Consider the following 20,599-nt stretch of genomic DNA (forward strand, 5'->3'; position numbering starts at 1 on the left):
AAGTTGCGGTGCGCAGGTACGAGCGTCCGTCGATGACCACTGCGCCGCCGCGGAGCGTTCCGCCCTGGACGTCCACGGTGAGGTCGATCCGCACGTCCGTCTCGGAGAACACGTCGCTGAAGCGGAACAGTCCGCCGCCGATGCCCGTGGAGGTGGCTTCCACCACGCCGTTGACGCCCGTGGCGCTCGGCGAGCCGGGTCCGCCGACGCCCATCATCTGGTGCGGTGATCCGCTCAGCGTGGTGCCCGGGGCCAGGTCGATGTAGAGCTGCTGGATGCCGGTGCCAGGGCCGGTGACGGCGATGCCCTGGTTCCGCAGGACATGCGATCCCAGTTTCGTGGACAGGCCACCCACCGTGTTGCCGGCGGCGTCGCGCAGCTGGATCTTGTCGTCGTCGGCGTCGTCGATGAGGTGGACGTAGTACATGTTGCCTTCGACGAGGCCGATCGTTTCGTAGCCCACCCGGCGCAGCGTGTGGTTGGCGATGATGGCCTTGAAGAAGTTGGCGTCCAGGGGGTTGGTGATGGTGGAGATCGGGATCGCCTGGATGTCCCCGGCGCCGCAGGGCTGCAGGTCCACGCCCGGGCCCGGGTCGACGTCCTTCGTGCCCAGGCCGGTGTGGCAGAGGGACGTGGCGAGCCGGATCATGTGGGGTCCGCTGGCTCCGAGGGGGCAGAAGAAGAGGCAGCTGCCGTCGGGGTCGGCGGTGAGGACGTAGTAGGTGGCACCGTTGACCAGGCCGCCGATCGCCAGGGAGGGGTCCGTCACCGTGTAGACCACGGCGTTGCCGTTGCTCCAGCCGTGGGACGGGGCGTAGATGGTGTTCCAGCCGCCGTTGCGGACGATCTTGCCGTCCCCGTCCACCTCCAGCTGGCCGGATCCGTCGGTGTTGATGTCGATCAGCGTGCTCTTGAAGTCCACCACGGCCGGCGCGTAGTACACCACGCCCTGGCCTTCCACGAGGCCGGAGTGGCTGCCGACGTTGATGGTGTTGCCGCCCGTGAGCGTGGAGCCGTTCGGTGTGAAGGAGCGGACAATGAAGCCGTCGGCGTCGAGCAGGCTCGTGGAGAGCCGGATCCGGTAGCTGTCCACCACGAAGATGTAATAGGAGGCGCCGCACACGAGGCCTCCGACCGGGGTGGTGCCCAGGGCCGTGCCGCCGGCTCCGCAGTTGTAGACCACGTGGTCGCCGGTGAGGAAGTTGTGCCCGTTCGCGAAGTACAGGCTTCCGGTGTCCAGCTGGATGAGCTGGCCGTCGTAGGGGATGTCCGGGTCGTTGGGGTTGGCGGCGTCGAACTGTTCGCCGAGGCGGAGCGTGGTGCCGTCCACTGAGATGACGCCGTAGGTGCGGCCGTCCCCGAGGCCGCCGATGGCGTGCGGGTTGGGGATGGTGCCGTTGTCCACCAGCGGGTTGCCGGTGGCCGGGGCGCTGTAGGTGACAATCGAGCCGGTGTCGATGCCGTGGGCGGCGGAGAAGCAGATGGTGTCTGCGCCGTTGCAGTTGATGCCGGTGATGGTTCCGTCGGACACGCTGCCGGGGATGATGCCGTGCAGGGCCGTGATGGACAGGACGCCGCCGGCCTGGACGAAGCCGCCCGTGACGGTCGCAAGGATGTCAGGGTTGTCGTGCGATTCGGCGGTGAAGCCGGCCTGGATGTCGATGAGGCCGCCGGAGACAGCGCTGGCGAAGGAGTCCGCGTCAGTCTTCGACTGGGCGAACAGCGTTACGTTGCCCGCCGCCGTGACCTTGCCGCCGCCGAACGTCGCGGCCACCACGGTTTCGGTCCGGGCTTCGGCCGTCGATGCCGAGACGGCCACGAGTCCCACGGCCAGGCTGTCAACGCTGGACTTGGTGGCGTCGTCGGCCACCGCCTTGACCTCGACCTCGGCGGCGCCGGCGTCGCCAACCGTGCCGACGGCGGGGTCCACGTGGGTGGAGCCCACATCGCCGTTCAGCTCGGCCTTCGTGACGGCCCGGTCCACGGCTGCCGGGTAGATAACGCCGATGCTGATGCCGCCGAAGCCCTTGCCGCCGGCCACCGCGATGGCCCGGTTCACTGCGTGCGCGTACACGAGGAGCTTGGCGGTGAGGCCGGAGATCTTCGCCGTGCCGCCCACGGTCGCGGACGTCACCGTGGCCGCCGCGATGGTGGCGTTCGCCGCGCCGCCCGTGACGGATCCGAGCCCCGTGGAGAGGACCTTGAGGGTGGACTTGGCGGTGTTCGTTGCGTCCGCTTCGACCGTCATATTGGCGCCGGCGGTGACCGTGCCGTCCCACTGCGCCCGGGTGGGTGCCGAAATGTCCGCGTTCGGCGCACCGACGGCCACGCCCAGCAGGATGCCGCCCGTCATGACATTGGACTTCGCGGTGGACTGGTTGACGCTGATGGCCGTGAAGCTGATGTCCGCGCCGGCGGCCGCGATGGACCCTGCGCCGCTGGCCACGGCGCCCCCGCTGACGGACGCATCCGACAGCCCGATGGCCAGCGACGCAAGTGCAACGGATCCTGTGAGGATGTCCGCGAAGGCCGTGTTGTGCGAGTCCGCCAGGACGGTGACGCTGCCGGCTCCGGTGACGGCGCCGTCGAGCGTTGCCCGTGTCTCATTCCGCACGGTACCGATCGCCACGAAGGCCTTCAGGTCCGCCAGGCCCGCCACCGAGGCGGAGTCGATGGTGCTGGTGGCCAGGTTGCCTTGGCCGTGCGTGCCCGCCTTGATGGTGATAGCGCCCAGGGAGCCGAGGCTTGAGCCGGCTTCCGCGATGGCCAGGATGTAGGCGCCGGAGGTGATCCTGGAGCTCGCCCACGCCCCGGAGAGGCCCAGGAGGGAGCCGCTGTAGAGCTCCACCCTGGCGTCGGAGGTGTTCGCGGCCGTGGCGATGACGTCGATGGCCGAGGCCCCGCCGACGGTGCCGGTGGCCTTCGCGAAGGTGTGCCCGGAGAGCTCGGCGAACACCACGGTGATGCCGATGGTTGCGAGTCCGACGGCGACACCCGGGGCCCGCAGGACCGCCGAGTTGTTCGCGGTGGCCCGGGACTCGACGGCGCCTGCCGTGGTGATGTTGCCGCCAACGAGGGCTTCGAGGTGGCGGCCGGAGTTGACGCGTGCCACGGTGAGCCCAATTGCGACGGCGCCGAAGGTCACGTTGAGCACCCTCGATGTCACGGTGCGGGTTCCGGCGGCTGTGACGTGCACGCCGCCGGCGCCGATGGTGCCCACGGGCGAGGCGCTCGCGGTGGCGGTGCCGGCCAGGCTGACGAAGGCCACCACGCCGCCGATCGCGCCGATGCCGCCGGCCACGCTGACTGCAAGGGCATTGGCCGTGATGTTGTCCGTGACGGTGGAGTTGAAGCCGGCCACGGGGCCGTCGGCCGCGACGGCCACCGAACCGGTGGTTGCCGTGTTGTCGCCGGAAATGTTGATCACGGACACGGAGATGCCGGCGCCGATGGCGCCGATGGCTGCCGCGATTGTGTACGTTTCGAGGTTGCGGTCGGCGGTGGAGGCCAGGGTGACGCCGGAGCCGGCCTTGCGGACCTGTGCGCCGCCGTCGATGTGTGCGTTCTGGACGCCGGAATCGTTGACCACCACCACCTGGCCGGAGATGCCGACGAGTCCGCCGCCGCCGGCGAAGCCGATGGCCACCGAGTCCTCGTCCATCGAGGCCGAGACGACGATTTCGTTGCCCGCGGACAGACTGGCCGTGGAGAGGACGGCAGCCTCGGTCTTGCTCTTGATGTTCAGGACCAGGACGGAGATGCCGATGCCCACGGCGCCCACGGCGGCGGCTCCGGCGACGCCCAGGACCAGGAGCCGGTCGTTGGCCTTCACGTGGATGTGTCCGCCGGCGGTGATGGTGGCGCCCACCCGGGCGGTGGTGCCGCCTGTTGCCGGGGATGCGAGTGCCTGGGTGGTGGGGTTCTGTGCGGGGGCGGCTCCGGAGATGGTTCCGCTGACGCCGCCGAGGTGCCCTGCGAGGCGATCGTTGGTCTTGGTCTCGGCGCCGGAGATCTCGCGCCAGTCAGTGGACGCCACGGTCGGGTCGGATCCGCCGGACGCCACGTTGTGCCGTGCCGCGAAAGTGCGGCCGCCGAAGCTGGCGCGTTCGCCTTCGTCGTAGGAGGTGGCGTTGTTCCACGGGTCCGGTGCGGCCGCGGAGGCCGTGCTGCCGGACAGGGTGTTGTCCTTGTAGCCGCCGCTGCCGCCCTGGGCTGCCTCGCCGCCCTGGGTGGCCGATCCGAGGGAACCGCCGCGGTTCCAGTAGCTGCCGTCGGCGGTGTAGCTCGAGGTATCGGCGAACGGGTCGATGCCCTGGACGCCGTCTTCCGTTGCCGTGTAGTAGCGGCCGGCCAGGTGGACCTCATCGCCCTTGTTGTAGACCTGGGCTGCCGAGTAGTCGCCGCGGCCCAGCGCGCTCTGCGCACCCAGCCACTGGGCGGGGTTCGCTTCCGGGTTGTTGCCGGCACCGGTGAGGGTGTTGTCCACCTTGGCGGAGTAGCGCTTGCCGTTGTAGCTGACCACATCGCCCTTGCGGTAGCTGGTGCCGGAGTCCCAGGCGCCGCGGTCGTCGCCGCCGTCGGCCGCGTGGTAGCCGCCTGTGGCGGTGGTGCCGATGGTCCAGACGGACACTGCGGCGGCCACACCCACAAAACCGCCTGCGGCACTGACGGCGAAGGTGCTGACGTCCTTCTTGGTGACCGCGTAGACCTCCACGTTGCCGCCGGCCGTGACGGTGAGGCTTGCCCCGAGTTCGGCCACCACCGAGTTGTTCGCGACGCCGATGTCCACGCCGCCGGCCACACCCACGAAGCCGCCGGCAATGCCACCGGCGATGGTGAGGGACTTGAACCTGTCAGTGGCGGAGACGTTCACTCCGGCGCTGCTGTCCACCGTGCCGCCGTCCTTGATGAAGGCCTTCACCAGCACGGTCAGCAGGGTCACCTGGACGCCGCCGGCGACACCCACGAAGCCGCCGCCGATCGCCGGGGCGAGGCCGAAGATGTCCTCGGAGGAGTCGGCGCGGACGATGACTCCGGAGAAACCCTGGCGGCCGAAGCCGCTGCCGCTGACGGTGCCGTCGGAGACTCCGCCGATCGCCGCTCCGGTAGCGAGGGCAGTGACGGCGCCGTTGCCGCCGAGGTACGCCTGGACGTCCTTGTTCATGACGGCGACGCCCACTGCCGCGCCCACGCCCACCAGGCCGCCGGCCATGGCGATGGTGAGGAGCACGGCCTTGGTGTCGTCCTGCGCGGAGACCACCACGTTGTTGCCGGCCCGGAGGGTGGCGCCGTTGCCGGTGCAGTCGAAGGCGTCGGTGCCGCCCGGGGTGCCGGTGCAGGCGAAGGTGTTGACGTTCAGCACGGTGACGCCGACGGTGCCGGCCACGCCCACCGTGCCGCCGCCCGCGCCGGCGGCGACGGAAACCACGGTGCCCTTGCCCTGGGCGGTGACCTCGATGTTGTTCAGCGCGCGGACCGTGGCGCCGGTGCCGATGTAGGCGTACGTATCGATGTTGGCCACCCGCACCGCCACCGGCACGGCCACGCCGGCGGTTCCGCCAATGGCGAGCGCGGCCGCGATGCCCAGCGAGTAGTACTGGTTCGCAGCGGCCACCCGCACGGACTGGCCGCCGTTGGCGCCGCTGACGGTGGTGGCGCAGGTGACGCCGCAGTTGATCCTGGCGTTCGCACCGATGTGGGCGGAGGTGTGCACGGTGTTGACGGTGACGGAGCCTGTCACGGCCACGCCGGCCGTGCCGCCGATCGCGAAGCCGATGCCGAAGGCGCCGATGTTGTCAGAGTTGTTGGCCGTGACGGCGACGCCCCGGAAGCCTGCGTCCGTGCCGGCGGTGATGGCGCGGGGGCCGTAGGAACTTGGATCGCCCGACGGCGCGGTGCCCGACTTGGCGAGGCTGTGGGCCCGGCCGAGCTGCAGGGCGGTCATGCCGGTGATGTCCAGGTCGATGACGGCGGAGCCGGCCTCGGTGCTCTTCTTGTTGCGGAGCTTGAAGGTGTTGCCGGCGACGTCCGAGATGAAGTACGTGCCGCCGTCGACCAGTCCGCCAATCGCCGCGCCGCCGCCCGAGCTGTAGACCACGGCGTCGTCGTTGGCCGCGCCGCCCAGGTCGAAGGTGATCTGGTCCGTGCCGGAATCGACGGCGGTGACCGGGTTGAAGCGGGGGGTGGAGTCGGCGGTGACGTTGGCTTCATCGGCCTTGTAGAAGCGCTGGTTCCCGCTGCTGCCCTGGCCGGTGATGTTGACGGCGGCACCGCCCTTGGTGAGGGAGACCTGGAAGGTGTTGGCGGTGGCTCCGACGATGAAGTAGGCCTGTTCGCGGTGGGTGAGTCCGGCGGCGCCGCAGGCAGGGAGGGTGGCGCAGCCGGCGTCGTAGTAGACCACATCGCCGTTCTGGAAGCCGTGGCCCGCCAGGGTGATGGTGTCCGTGCCGGTGTTGATGTCCGTTGGGGTGAAGCGCATGTCCTTGGTGGTCACCGTGTAGGTGCCCGAACTGGCGGCCAGCGGCGTGCCGCCCTTGGCTGCCACGGAGGACCAGTTGCCGATCCAGGCGTGCGTTTCCTTGGTGGTCACGGGAACCGCCACGGAGGCGCCCACGGCGGCGGTGCCGCCGCCGGAGATATTGCCGCCGATCACGTTGAGGTCCAGGGTTTCGGTCGCTGCGATGCGGACGCTGCCGTCCACCGCCACGCCGGCGGCGTCCACGGCGCTGGTGCCGTCGGCGATGAAGGCCTTGGTGGTGACGTTGACGGCGGCGACGGCCGCGTTGATGTTCACGGCTGCGGTCCCGGCGAAGCCGCCGCCGAGCGAGATCGAGGTGATGTCCTCGCTGGAGACCGCGTCCACGGTCAGGTTCCCGGTGCCCGCGACGTTGGCGGTCTTCGCGAGCCAGGCCTGCGTGTCCTTGGTGATGACCTCCACGTCCACGCCTGCGCCGATGCCGGCAGTCCCGCCGATGGTCAGCTGCCCTGCCAGGGAGAGGATCGCCGTGGTGTCCTGGGCGAGGACGGCGATGTGCGTGGTGGGCGCGCTGGTGGCGCCGTCGAGGTGTGCCTTGGTGGTGTTGCTGAGGACGTTGACGACGACGGCGCCCGCCACGCCTGCCGAGTTGCCGCCGGCGCCCGCCACCGCTATGAGGGTGACGTCGCCGTCCTGGACAGCGGAGACGAGAAGGCCAGTGCCGCCGGACTGGACGTCGGCGCCGGCGAGCACCCGGGCTTCGACGTTCGAGCCGCGGACGATCACCACGGCCGAGGCGCCGACGCCGGCCGAGCCGCCGCCGATCGAGAGGTTGCCGGAGGAGAATGCGCCGCTGACGCTCCGGGATGCCTTGACCTGGACGGCTCCGAGGGCATGGACGTCGCTGTTGCCGACGCTGGCCTGGACCATGGGGCTGCTGCCGCCCTGGTTGAAGACGAACACCAGCACTGATCCGGAGACGCCGGCGGAGTTGGCGGAGACCGCGCCGGCCACGGGCAGGACGAACCAGTCTTCGCTGGACTTGGCCTCGACCGTGACGCTGCCACCAGCACGGACCTCGGCGGAGTCTCCGATCCAGGCGCGGACGTTGGAGTTGGCGATGATGACCACCACGGTGAGGCCGACGCCGGCCGAGTCCTGGCTCAGGGCGAGTGCGCCGCCGACGTCCACGATCCTGATGTGGTCCGTGGCCCGCACCGTGATGCTTTGTCCCGCACCGCCGACGGAGCCTTCCTGGTTGACGCGCGCACCGTCGGCGATCCACGCCTGGGTGTCCAGGCTGATGATCTCCACCACGAAGCCGCCGGTGACGGCCGCGCCGCCGGAGCTTGCGCCGCCGGCGATGGCCACGCTGTTGAGCTTCAGCCAGTCCACCTTGCCCTTGAGCGGCTCGGGGAGGTCCGGGATGAGCGGGTTGAGGCTGCTGCGCGCGGTCACCGACGTGGCACCGGCAGCGTCCACCTTGGTGTGCGTCACGGCGGTGGAGTCGATCCACGCCTTGCTCTGCAGTTCGATCCAGTTCACCGAGAAGGAGGCCCCGACGGCGGTGCCGCTGCTGGTGGACAGCGCCCCTGCGATCGCGAGGTTCTGGAAGCGGATGGGCAGGTAGGCGCCGATGATGATGCCGCCGGCGGGTGCGTCGAGTTCGGCCCCGGCACCCACCCAGGCCTTGGAGGTGAGGAGGAGGATCTGGACGGCGGCGCTGCCGGCCACGGACGTGCTCTTGCCGCCAGCAGCCGCGAAGGACCAGACGATGAAGTCGTTGTAGCTGGGCGTGCCGGCGTTAAAGGGGTCGTCGTCCGCATCCGGTACGGGGACGGTGGCTTCCACGGTGATGCCGGCCTGGCCGGTCACGTGGGCGCCGGCACCGATGGATGCCTCGTTGGTGACGTCCTGGACGTTCAGGCCGATGGTGGCGCCCACGCGGGTTCCGTCGGTGTCGAGGTCGATCGCCGAGCCCATTCCGAAGGCGTTGGCCCGCAGCAGGAACGTGGTGCGGACGGTGACGGCGCCCGAGGCGGCGGTGACGGTGCGGTTGCCGGTGATCCGGGCCGTGGAGGTGGCAACCACCCAGTTGACGGCGATGGCGGCGGCGACCCCGGTGCTGCTGCCGGAGGATCCCGACTGGCTTCCCTGCTGTCCGTTGGCGCCGTTGGCACCGTTGCTGCCGTTGGTGCCGCCGCTGGAGCTTGGCATGCCGGCGGTGGAGGACTTGGTGCCCTGCGTGTTGGGGTTGTCCCCGTTGGCCTGGCCGTTGGCCTTGGAGTCGCCGCTGGCCCCGCTGTCCTCGGATCCCGAGGCACTGGCCACGGACCTGGACTCGCTGCTGATGACCGAGACGGCGAGGACGTCCACGCTGGTGCCTGTGGCGTCCCGGGCGATTTCGGCGAGCGTGTCCCAGTCCACCACGGCGTTGACGGCAATATCGATTCCGACGGCGGTGCTCTTGCCGGCCGCTTCGGCATTGCCTTCGGTGTAGATCACGTTCACGTGGGTGGCGGTGACTTTGATGGCGCCTGCGGCGGTGAGTGCGGTGCCCGAGGTGCCGAGCCGCGCCGTGACGTCGTCGTTGACGCTGACCAGCAGTGCCACTACGGGGGTGACTGCGGTGCCGCCGGTGGTGCCGCCCTCGGCCTTGGTGACCACCTCGCGGAAGCCCAGGGCGTCCACGGTGACCGATGTGCCACCGGTCAGCGCGGCGCCGTTGGCGGCCTCTGCCCGGACCACATTGTTGTGGATGACCTGCAGGGCCACGGAGGCGCCGACGCCTGTTGCGCTGCCCACCTCGGCCTTGCCGCTGGCCGTGGCCAGGTCGTATTCGTTGCCCAGGGCGGAGATCACGACGGCGGCGCTGCTGAGCGTGGCCGAGGCGCCGGTTTGCAGGACTGCTTCCGTCGTGGAGCTGAGGATGTTCAGGGCCAGGGCACCGGCGATTCCGACGCTGGAGGCCTCGCTGGCGCCGGCGCGGGCGGTGGCGGAAACCTCGTGCTCCCAAAGCCGGAAGAGCTGGTCCACGGACGGGCTGGCCGGGAAGTGGTCGCCGTCGGTCAGGGTCACCGACTGGAGGATCCACTGCTGCGAACCGTTGCGCTTGTAGAAGCCGGGGGCGTTGCTGCCGTCCTGGGCGGTGAGCTGGAACCAGTCGTTCTCCTCGATGTCATTCTTGGGGAGTTCCGACTTCTGCCCGTAGGTGTCGGCGGTGATGAAGTCCCAGGTGGTGCCGTTGTACTTGTAGACGCTGTTGCGCGGGTGGCCGTCGTTTGCGGTGGTGAGCAGGAAGTAGTCGCCGCTGGCCGGCGATCCCGGGAGCGCTGCACCGCTGGCGATGGTGACGTCCTGGTCCATGGTCCAGTCACTGCCGCCGAACTTGTAGATGCCGTCATTGCCGCCGCTGCCGTCATTGGTCTTGACGTAGGCGAGGTCGTCCTTGGACGGGCCGGGGAGTTCGGCGCCGCTCTCGACGGTCTTCCATTCAGTGCCGGTCCAGCGCCGCACCACGTCGTTGCTGTCCCCGCCGGTGAGTGCGGCGGTGAGGACCAGCCCGGTGCCGGTGATGGTGGCGGTGCCCGTGACGGCCCGGTTGAGGATGTCCACCTTGTTCACGGCAACGCCGGCGCCGATGCCCACGCTGGCATCTGCGGCGCTGTCGCCTTTGGCGTTGGCCAGGACGTCGGTGTTGGCGAGGCTCTTGAGGGTGACAATGCCGCCGGAGCTGATGACCACTCCGTTGGCGAACCAGGCCCGGGAGCTGGTGTCCACCACGTTGATGGCGATGGCACCGGCGATCGAGACCGAGCTTCCGCTGTCCTCGTTGCTGGCGGCCTTGGGTGTGGAGCTGGTGCTGGAGGTCTTGCCGGTTTCGGCGGACTGGGTGCCCTTGGCCTGGCCCAGGTTGGCGTCGGCCTTCTGGTTGACGTCCTTGCCGCCGCCGTCACTACCTTCGCTGGGTGACGCGCCCTTCGCGGAGGCTTCCGCGGTGGTGCTGGTGTCCGAGGTGCCGGTGGCCTTGAAGCCGATGGCTCCCCCTGCGGTGATGCTGCGTGCGCTGCCTGAATCGACGTCGTTGTCGATGATGGCCAGTGCGAGGGAAACGCCGATGCCGGCGGTGCTGCCTACTTTGGTGTCGCCCTTGGCGGTGGTGGTGGCCTTGACGGTCTGGGTGGCCTGGCCATCCACGGCGCCGGCGGCGGTGAGGGCCGTGGCGCTGGCGCCGAGCGAGGCGCTGGTGAGAATGTTGGCGATGGTGATCGCGATTGCCGGGGTGATGCTGACGGTTCCGCCCGCTGATCCGCTTTCGGCTGTGGTGGCCAGGGTGTGCGCGGTGGTTGCTGCGATGGTGACTGTTCCGGCTCCCGTGAGCGGGGGTCCGCGCGTCGGGTCCCCTAACTGGTCGATTCCCGAGTACACCGTGTCGTTGACGAGGTTCAGGGCGAAGGCTGCGCCGATGCCCACCGTGCCGCTGCCGGACTGGCTGGCCTTCGCCTTGGCGTTGGAGGTGGAGTTCGAGTTGGCCGTCATGCCCACAGCGCCTGCACCGAGGATCGCCACGCCCGGGGCGGCCGGAGCCTGCGGGGCCGGGGTGGGGTCGCCGTGGATGGTCGCCAGCGTGTTCTGGTCGACGATGTTCAGGGCGAACGCGCCGGCGATGCCCAGGTTGCCGCTGCTGCCGGAGGCGCCCGCCTTGGCGTCTGCTTCGAAGGCGTGGACGGTATCGGTGCCGCCGCCCAGGGGCCGCATGTTGGCGGTGAGGTTGAGCCCGGCGGCGGTGACTGCGGTCCCGACGCCGATGCTTGCCTCGTTGCGCAGGATCACCTTGTTGATGGCCAGGCCAGCGCCGATGGTCACCGAGCTGCCGTTGCTGGCCGAACCGTCGGCCACGGCCTTGGCGTCCGTGTTGTTGAGCGTCTTGAACGAGACGGGTCCAGCCGCGGTGACCGCAATGGCGGGTTGGCCCAGCACCGCAGCGGCGAGCGCCGTCGTCGTCGAGGTCACCAGGTTGAGCGCAATCGCGGCGGCGACGGTGACGGTGGTGCCGTCCTCGTTCTTGGCGGCGGGGGTGCTGGTGCCGTTGGAGTTGGTGGACGTGGATTTGGAATCGGCGAAGCCCAGCTGGGCGTCCGACTTTTCCTTGCTGTCCTTGTTGGAGGAGTCCTTGCCGCCGGCGCTGTCCCCGCCCTTGGCGCCGGCCGCGCTGGCCGTGGCCGTGGTGGCGGTGGTGGAGGTGCCGTCCGCTTCCATGCTGATGAACCCGCCGGAGGTGGTGTTGCGGTACAGCGAGGAGTCCACCAGGTGCTCGGCGGAGGTGAGTGCGAAGGAGATGGCGGCGCCGAGGGTGGCCCCGGCTCCGGCGGTGGTGGAGCCCAGGGCCTTGGTTTCGACGGTGGCCGTCTGGTCTGCCTTGCCGGTGATGTCGCCGGTGGTGGTGAGGCCGGCGCCGCGGTTGACGGAGGCGCTGGACTTGATGTTGGAGATGGTGATGCCGACGACGCCGGTGAGGACTGCAGTGCTGCCGCCGGCCGCGCCGCCGCTCGCTTCGGTGGTGGTGGCGTCCGTGGTGGTGGCGTTCATGGCGAGCTTCTTGGCGGCGGTGAGGATGCCGTTGGCGGCCAGGCCGGCTTCCACGATGTTGTTGATGACGCTGATGGCCACGGAGGCGCCGATGCCCACCGAGCCGCCGCCGGCCTGCTTGGCCTCGGCCTTGGCTTTGTTCTCGTGGTTCACCGTGGCGGTCTGGGTGAGGTCCGAGCCGTTGAGGTTGGCGCCGGCTCCACGGACGTTCGCCAGGGTGGTGGCGGTGATCAGGTTCAGCGCCAGGGAGCCGGCCACGCCCACGCTGGCGTCCCCGCCGGCGCCGGATTTGGCGTTGGTGGTGAAGGCGTTTTTGCCGGTGGCCGGTCCGAAGGCTTCCAGGACCACGCCGCCGGCGTTGAGGATGGCGCCGCCGGCCAGGTAGGCCTCGGTGAGCAGGGTGACCACATTGATGCCGACCGCCACGCCCACGCCCAGGCCACTGCCGGAGGTGGTGCTGCCGTCGGCGTTGGCGGTGGCGTTGTTCCTGGAGCCTGCGTGGATCTTCTGGGCGCCGGTGGTGTTGACCCGGGCGCCGCTGATGTAGGCGCCGGTGGTGCTGTCCAGCACGTTGACGGACAGGGCGCCGGCGACGCCGATGTTGCCGTCTGCTGTGTTGGCCTGGCCGTTGCCGCGTTCGGCGTCGTTGGGGTCCTTGTCGTTCTGGCTGGAACCTTCGACGCCGGCCTTGGAGGCCGAGGTGTTGGTGGCTTCCGAGTCGGCGGTGATGTTCAGCTTGGCTGCCGTCGTCGGGGCTGTGCTGCTGGAGTCGATGAAGGCCGTGGTGGTCTGGTTCAGGTTCGCGATCGCGACGCCGGCACCGGAGTTCGCGTCGCTGGCGTCGCCGGTGGCGGTGAGGGTTGCGTGGTTGACGGCTGCCAGGGCGAGGTCCCCGAGCACCTGCAGGTGGGCGGTGCCGGTGACCTTGGTGATGGACTTGGCCGTCACCGTGAGGATGGCGACTGCGGCGTCGAAGCTGCTGTTCCCGGACGAGTCCGCCTCGCCCTCGTCTTTGCCGGCGGCACCGGGCGTCGCGCCGGCGTCGACCGTTGACGTGGAGGTCATGGTGACGTTGGAGCCTGCGGTGACCACGGCGCTGCCGCCCACCGTGACGGTTGCGTCGGAGGAGATGATCGCGAGGTCGCCGTAGTCCTTGTTGAGGGTCACCGGGCCCACTGTGGACGTGGCGCTCATGACCACGGCGCCGGCCGCTGCCAGCAGCGCATTGCCGGTGACCTCGACGGCGGCGCTGGAGTCGACGTTGACCGCGTAGGCCGAGAAGTGGCTGGCGTCCGGGACCACGGTGGAGGTGGCGGTGAGGTTGAGGTTGTTGGCGCTGATGTTGCCACCGTTGATGGTGACGGCGACGTCGGTGCAGTGCGTGGCGAGGGCCAGGAGGCAACCCAGCACGGGTCCCCCGGTCACCGAGTCCGCTGCTTCCAGGGTGACGTCGCCGGTGGTGGTGATGACGGCGTCGTCAGCCACCTCGATGAGTTCCATCTGGATCAGCAGCCACGCGGCCATCAGGGCGATGGTTCCGGAGAGGGTGATCTTGTCCTTGCCCGTGCCGCCCTTGATGGTCAGGGAAACTGTTGGAGCCGCGAAGGCGACCGTTTCGAAGGTGGCCCCGCTGAGTTCCAGGAGGCCGCCGCCGTTGAGGGTCAGCGTGGCTACGTCATCGCCGCTGGTCAGCTCGTAGACGGCGTTGGTGGCGTCGCCCGAGACGATCGGTTCGATGTTCAGGTAGTGGATCACGGTGGCGTCGAGCCAGATGGTTCCCGAGTGCGGGTCCGTGGCCACGGAGGTGCTGCTGGCGGTGCTGCCCGCAGTGACGAGGGTGTCGAAGCCGGCGGCGCCGTCGAAGGTGACGGTGATGGCCGGATCCGAGATGCCGCGGTCAACGGTGAAGGTGTCGTCGCCGGCCGTGCCGGTGACGGTGATGGCGGTGACGGTGGCCAGGTCCCGGGTTTCGCCGGCGAAGGTCACGGTGCCGTCCGCCTTGAACGCGAGGGTTGCCGACGTTGCGGTCATGGAAATATTCCAGGGGGCCGGAACTGCGGCGGGAGCTGCCGTTGCCGGGACGTCCGCTGCGGGAAGGCTGACGGCGGCGGGAAGGCCGACGGCGGGAGCTTCCGTTGCCGGTGCGTCTTCCGTCGCGGGAACCCCGGCGGCGGGAACCTCGGCTGCCGGGACTTCAGCTGCAGGGGATTCAGCTGCAGGGGATTCAGATGCAGGGACTTCCGTCGCGGGAACCGGATCCGTCGCCGGAGCGGGCTCTGCTGTGGAATCTTCCGGGTCCGTCAGCTCGGCGGCGGGTTCCCCGGCGGCCACTGCGTCGGGGGCGGGTGCGTCAGGAGCGGGAGCCTCCGTCACGGCAGGCTCAGCCACAACGGCTTCAGCCGCGGCCGCCGGGTACAGCCGGCCCTCGCTGTTGAAGCGCCGCTCCCCCGGGCTGAGTGTCCGGGTCATCAGGTCAGCGCCGCCCTCGATGTCCGCGTACCCGGCGATGTGGCCGTACTCGTGGGCCAGCACCGTGAACAGATCCATGGTGCCGGGCGCCGGTGCACCCATCGTGGCGGACCAGCCCCAGCCGGCGGCCGTGGGGTCCACGGCGATGCTGTTGCCGGAGGTGATGGCCAGTGCGTCTCCCGGGAGGTCCTGCACAAAAACAGCGGCGCCGGCTACGGACCAGCCGGGCCACTGCGCTGCAGCAAAACCGGCCATCTGGGCCAGCTCCGCAGCGGTGATGGTGATCCCGGCCTGGGTACCGGCGGTGTAGGCGGCATCCTGGTGTTCGCCGGCGAACAGCACGGACCGGAGTCCCTGCGGCTGGGTGGAGGCGGCCGGAACCTGCCCGGAAAGAGTGAAGGCCACTGCCGGATTTGCGGTGGGGAGATTAAACGCGACCACCATGCACAGAGCCAGCGCAGCGGATATCATCCGGTGCAGCACAAGCTGAAGCATGGTCAGTTGCATGGCGCTGAGACCCCATGGACTCGTAAATCCCCAGATGCGTCACGAACGCGCGCCCCCGTGCGTTGAGTGGTGACGCTAGCCGCCGCATTGAAACGGCAACTACGCGAAATCCGCTTGCCGGCTTCCTTTCGCAGGGAGCCTGGCCAAAGTTTTGGTGGGACCAGCTTTGGGTCCCAAGCGGCACATTACGCCCGCCGGATTTTTTAAGTCAAGACCTTCGACTAACTCATAGGTGACACTCCCTTGCGACACGCCGTATTGAGTCGTTTCACCCTGGGAGGAAAACAAAAATCCGGGCGGCGTCACGGGCGTTCTGTGCCCCGCGTCGCCGCCCGGATCCACGGGCCGGAGTCCGGCTGCTTACAGCCCGCCGGCGAGCTTGTAGTAGGCCGCGTTCCAGTTCAGGTCCTTCTTGAACTGGCGGATGGTGGTGTCCTCGTCGATGGTCAGCAGCTCGGTTTTGGCGATCTCGGCAAAGTCCTCAAAGACGTCCATGCCGACGGCGGTGCTGAGCACGGTGTGGTGCGCGGCGCCGGCGGTGAGCCAAGCGGCGGCCGACGTGGCGAAGTCGGGCTTCGGCTGCCACAGGGCGCGGGCCACGGGAAGGTTGGGCAGGGGCTGGTCCAGCGGCACCACGTCCACCGCATTGGCCACCAGGCGGAAGCGGTCCCGCATGTCCGAAAGGGCCACCACGACGCCGGCGGAGGCGTCGGCGTCGAACACCAGGCGGACGGGATCTTCGCGGCCGCCGATGCCCAGCGGGTGGATCTCCAGGCTCGGCTTCCCGGCCGTCAGGGACGGGCAGACCTCCAGCATGTGGGCGCCCAGGATCTTCTCCGACCCGGGTTCCAGGTGGTAGGTGTAGTCCTCCATCAGGGACGCGCCGCCGGGCAGGCCGGCGCCCATCACCTTGGCCGCGCGGACCAGGATGGCGGTCTTCCAGTCGCCCTCGGCACCGAAGCCGTAGCCGTCAGCCATGAGCCGCTGGACCGCCAGGCCGGGGAGCTGGCGGAGCGCGCCCAGGTCCTCGAAGGAGGTGGTGAAGGCGGCGGAGCCGTTGGCTTCCAGGAAGCTGCGCAGGCCCAGTTCGATGCGGGCACCGTAGCGGAGCGAGTCGTGCCGGGCCGCGCCTGCGCGGAGCTCCGGAACCACGTCGTAAAGGTCCTCGTACTCCGCCACCAGGGTGTCGACGTCGGCCTCAGCGGCGCCGTGCACGGCCTCGGCGAGCTCGTTGACGGACCAGGTGTTGACCGAGACGCCGAAGCGCAGTTCCGCCTCGGTCTTGTCGCCCTCGGTGACGGCGACGTTGCGCATGTTGTCGCCGAAGCGGGTCAGTTTCAGGGTGCGGACGGCGGCCCAGCCCGCGGCGGCGCGCTGCCAGACGCCGACCTGGCGGGCCACCTCGGGGTTGGAGACGTGGCCGACGACGGTCTTGCGGGCGATGCCCAGGCGGGACTGGATGTAGCCGAACTCGCGGTCGCCGTGGGCGGCCTGGTTGAGGTTCATGAAGTCGAAGTCGATGTCTGCCCAGGGCAGGTCCCGGTTGGCCTGCGTGTGCAGGTGCAGGAGCGGCTTGCGCAGCAGGTCCAGGCCCTGGATCCACATCTTGGCCGGGGAGAACGTGTGCATCCAGGCGGTGACGCCGATGACGGAGTCGTCCGAGTTGGCTTCCAGCGCGGTGCGGCGGATGGCGTCGGAGTCGGTCAGGACCGGCTTCCAGACGATCTTGACCGGAACGGCCGAGGAGGCGTTGAGCTGGTTGGCGATCTCCTGGGACTGGGCCGCCACCTGCTTGAGGACGTCCTCGCCGTAGAGGTGCTGGCTGCCGGTCAGGAACCAGACCTCGTAGCCGTCGAGGGAAGTGTTTGCTGCGGTGCTCATGGGGTTCTCCTGCAAAAGTAAGTTTGGGATGGGCTGACGGCGAAGTGTTACTGGCCGTAGACGTTCTGGTAGCGGGCGTAGAGGGAGTCGATGTGGCCCTGGTCGATGGCGATCGGTTCGCCCAGCTGCCGGGAAATGTGGACGGTGCGCGCTACTTCCTCACACATCACGGCGGCTTTCACGGCGGACCGGGCGTCCTTGCCGATCGTGAAGGGGCCGTGGTTCTGCATCAGGACCGCAGGCGAGTTGGAGTTCTTCAGCGTCTCGACAATCCCCTGCCCGATCGAGTCGTCGCCGATCAGCGCGAAGGGGCCCACCGGGATGGAGCCGCCGAACTCGTCGCCCATCATGGTCAGGACACACGGGATGGACTCGCCGCGGGCGGCCCAGGCCGTGGCGTAGGTGGAGTGCGTGTGCACCACGCCGCCCACTTCCGGCATATGCCGGTAGACGTATGCATGCGCGGCGGTGTCCGACGACGGCGACAGCGGCGGGTTGCCCCACTCACCGTCCGCATCACCGTCCACGGGCACCCCGTGGAGGTCGGTGACCACCATCTGCCCGGGCGTCAGGTCGTCATAGGAAATGCCGGAGGGTTTGATGACCAGCAGGTCGCGGCCGGGCACGCGGGCGGAGACGTTCCCGGCCGTCCACACCACCAGTCCGTAGCGGGTGAGTTCGGCGTGCAGGGTGCAGACTTCCTGCCGGATCCGGGCGATGGTTTCCAGGGTGCTGACGGTGGCGGTGCTCATGCGGACGCTCCAACGGTTGCGGGGGCAGCGGGAGCTGCGGCGGCGGGTGCTGCGGCGGCGCCGGACGCCGCCGGATTTACCGCAGTAGCGCGGCGCGCGATGGCCTTGAGCCGGTGCATCACGTCGTTGGCGCCGCGGCCGAAGTAGTCGTGAAGGGTGCGGTATTCCTGGAACAGTTCCTCGTAGGCGGCAACGTTTTCCGGGATCGGCGTGTAGACGTCGCCGGGTTCGGAGCCCATGGCGGCCGCGGCCTCGCGGATGTCTGCAAACTTTCCGGCCGCAACGGCGGCGTGGATGGCGGAGCCCAGGGCCGGGCCCTGGGTTGAGCCGATGGTGGAGAGCTGCAGGCCGGTAATGTCCGAGTAGATCTGCATCAGGAGCTTGTTCTTCAGGAGCCCGCCGGCCACGATGAACTCCTTCACGGGCACACCGGACTCACGGAAGGCGTCCACGATGGTGCGGGTGCCGAAGGCCGTGGCCTCCAGAAGTGCCCGGTAGGTGTCCTCGGGCTTCGTGGCGAGGGTCTGGCCCACCACCACGCCGGAGAGTTCGTGGTCCACCAGCACTGAGCGGTTGCCGGAGTGCCAGTCCAGGGCGATGAGGCCGTGCTCGCCGATGGCCTGGCGGGAGGCGAGTTCGGTGAGGTATTCGTGGATGCCCAGGCCCTTGTCGGCAGCTGCCTGGTGGTATTCCGGCGGGACGCCATTCTTGGTGAACCAGCCGAAGATGTCGCCCACGCCGGACTGTCCGGCCTCGTAGCCCCAGAGCCCGTCGACAATGCCGCCGTCCACCACGCCGCACATGCCCGGGACTTCGTGCAGTTCGGTGCCGTTCATAACGTGGCAGGTGGAGGTGCCCATAATGGCCACCAGCTGGCCGGGATCCACCGCACGGGCGGCCGGGGCGGTGACGTGTGCGTCCACGTTGCCCACGGCCACGGCGATGCCCTCCGGCAGGCCGGTCCATTCGGCGGCCTCAGCGGTGAGGTAGCCGGCGGCGTCGCCGAGCCGGCCGATGGTGTGCTCAAGTTTGGTGCTGACGAAGTCCTTGAACCCCGGGTTCAGCGCGGCCAGGAAGTCCTCGGACGGGTACCGGCCGTCCTGGTAGATGCCCTTGTAGCCGGCGGTGCAGGCGTTCCGGACGTACTGGCCGCAGAGCTGCCACACGATCCAGTCCGCGGCTTCGACCCAGTGGTCCATGGCGGCGTAGGCTTCCGGGTCCTCTTCCAGCAGCTGCAGGCCCTTGGCGAACTCCCATTCGGAGGAGATGAGCCCGCCGTAGCGCGGCAGCCAGGATTCGCCGCGCTCGGCAGCGAGTTCGTTGATGCGGTCCGCCTGCGGCTGCGCGGCGTGGTGGCGCCACAGCTTCACATAGGCGTGCGGCCGGTTGGCGAAGCCGTCCAGCTCGTTCAGCGGGGTCCCGTCCGCCTTGACCGGAACCATGGTGCAGGCCGTGAAGTCTGTGGCGATGCCGACGACGGCGGCCGGGTCAATGCCCGCGTCCGCGATGGCTGCGGGGACAGCGTTGCGCAGGACGTCGCGGTAGTCGTTGGGCACCTGAAGGGCCCATTCGCCGGGAAGCCGGGCGGCGCCGTCGGCCGGCACGCCCGCTGTGTCCACCGGCAGCGCATCGGTGACCACGGCGTGCGGGTAGTCAAAGACACCGCTGCCCAGTTCCTTGCCGTCCCGTACGCGGACCACCACGGCCCGGCCGGAAAGCGTCCCGTAATCCACGCCGATGACGTACTGCTCGCTGCCGTCCACTGTGACGTCCATAAAAAGTTCCTCCAATTAGCTGCCGCCACTTCGCGGCCTGCTGACAATTGTGAGCGCTAACAACATGCATGTCAAGAGTTGGAAGAATGGCCGGCAGCCGGTTGGCGTGTTGGGGCTAGTGCTCTGTGGCGGGACTTGCCGTGCTGGCTCGGCGCACCAGCTCCGGAGTGACCACGGTGGAGCTTACGGCTGCGCCGGCCTCGATTTCCTTGAGCATGATGTCAATGCACCGCCGGCCGAGCTCCTCGAAGTCCTGGCGCACAGTGGTGAGCGGCGGGGTGAAGTACCCCGATTCCGGCTGGTCGTCGAAACCCACTACGGAGACGTCGTCGGGAACGCGCACTCCCGCCTCGTTGAAGGCCCGCAGGATGCCCAGCGCCATCTGGTCGTTGCCCACAAAGAGTGCCGTGGCGGTCCTCTCGGCCGCGAGCCGGCGGCCGAACTCGTAGCCGCTGCCCGCGCTCCAGTCGCCTTCGAGCAGCAGGTCATGCGGCAGCCCGGCCTCCTCGAGCGCGGCGCGCCAGCCTTCGGCGCGGAGGGCACCGTCGATCCAGTCGGAGGGGCCCGCCACGTGTCCGATCCGGCGGTGTCCCAGTTCGATGAGATGCCCGACGGCGAGCTCGGCGCCGCGCTTCTGGTCCACCATGGCGCCGCTCACGGCTTCGTCGCCTAGGGATCCCACGGCAACAACGGGGACGCCGGGGTTGAATTCCTCGAGGATCCGCAGGGTTTCGGTGTGCGGTACCAGCACGGCGATGCCGTCCACCGACTGGTCCGTGAAGTGCCGCAGCGCGTCGAAGATGGCGTCGCGGCTGACGGAACGGAGGGCGGCGATGCTGACGAAGTAGCCGGCATCCCGCGCGGCCTGCTCCACGCCCAGCAGCGTGTTGGCCGGCCCGTACTGCGCGAGTTCGCTGCCGAGCACGCCGATGGTCTGCGAGCGCCTGGTCACCAGGCTGCGCGCGGCCGTGTTCCGGCGGTAGCCGAGCTCTGCGATGGCAGCTTCCACTTTTTCACGGGTGGCCTTGCTGACGTTCGGGTGGTTGTTGATGACGCGGGAGACCGTCTGGTGCGAGACGCCGGCGAGCTCGGCCACGTCCTCAAGGCGCGGCAGCCGCCCGTTGCTGCTTTTTGACATGTACCCATTGTGC

At 69.2% G+C, this 20,599-nt stretch carries 5 protein-coding genes (1 of these 5 running past the window's edge); all 5 read right to left on the reverse strand.

Features of this window, described 5'->3' with window-relative positions; translation table 11 throughout:
- A protein-coding gene (locus EYS21_RS23490; protein WP_165478365.1) for a Calx-beta domain-containing protein crosses the window boundary here: on the reverse strand, positions 1–15,028 show its 5' portion. 13,922 nt of this gene lie to the left of the window's left edge; 15,028 of the gene's 28,950 nt are visible here — the first part of the coding sequence; its start codon is at positions 15,026–15,028; its stop codon lies off the left edge, out of view.
- Positions 15,029–15,400: 372 nt separating this feature from the next.
- Entirely contained in the window at positions 15,401–16,921 is a 1,521-nt protein-coding gene (gene araA / locus EYS21_RS19225) for an L-arabinose isomerase (protein WP_131134843.1), read from the reverse strand.
- A 47-nt stretch (positions 16,922–16,968) separates the two neighbouring features.
- Positions 16,969–17,673, reverse strand: coding sequence for an L-ribulose-5-phosphate 4-epimerase (locus EYS21_RS19230; RefSeq protein WP_131134844.1), 705 nt, complete (start codon positions 17,671–17,673; stop codon positions 16,969–16,971).
- A complete protein-coding gene (gene araB, locus EYS21_RS19235; RefSeq protein WP_131134845.1) occupies positions 17,670–19,448 on the reverse strand; it encodes a ribulokinase in 1,779 nt (592 codons plus the stop codon). The genes EYS21_RS19230 and araB overlap by 4 nt, the downstream gene beginning before the upstream one ends.
- Positions 19,449–19,563: 115 nt before the next feature.
- Positions 19,564–20,586, reverse strand: a complete 1,023-nt coding sequence (locus EYS21_RS19240; RefSeq protein ID WP_131134846.1) for a LacI family DNA-binding transcriptional regulator — start codon at positions 20,584–20,586, stop codon at positions 19,564–19,566.
- Positions 20,587–20,599: the final 13 nt, after the last annotated feature.

This window comes from Arthrobacter sp. S39, from assembly GCF_004320525.1.
In the GTDB taxonomy this organism is placed as follows: Bacteria; Actinomycetota; Actinomycetes; order Actinomycetales; family Micrococcaceae; genus Arthrobacter.

What these genes read in the sequence shown, in the direction of transcription:
- araA (WP_131134843.1), bottom strand. Translation starts at nt 16,921, where the DNA reads ATGAGCACCGCAGCAAACACTTCCCTCGACGGCTACGAGGTCTGGTTC.
- EYS21_RS19230 (WP_131134844.1), bottom strand. Translation starts at nt 17,673, where the DNA reads ATGAGCACCGCCACCGTCAGCACCCTGGAAACCATCGCCCGGATCCGG.
- araB (WP_131134845.1), bottom strand. Translation starts at nt 19,448, where the DNA reads ATGGACGTCACAGTGGACGGCAGCGAGCAGTACGTCATCGGCGTGGAT.
- EYS21_RS19240 (WP_131134846.1), bottom strand. Translation starts at nt 20,586, where the DNA reads ATGTCAAAAAGCAGCAACGGGCGGCTGCCGCGCCTTGAGGACGTGGCC.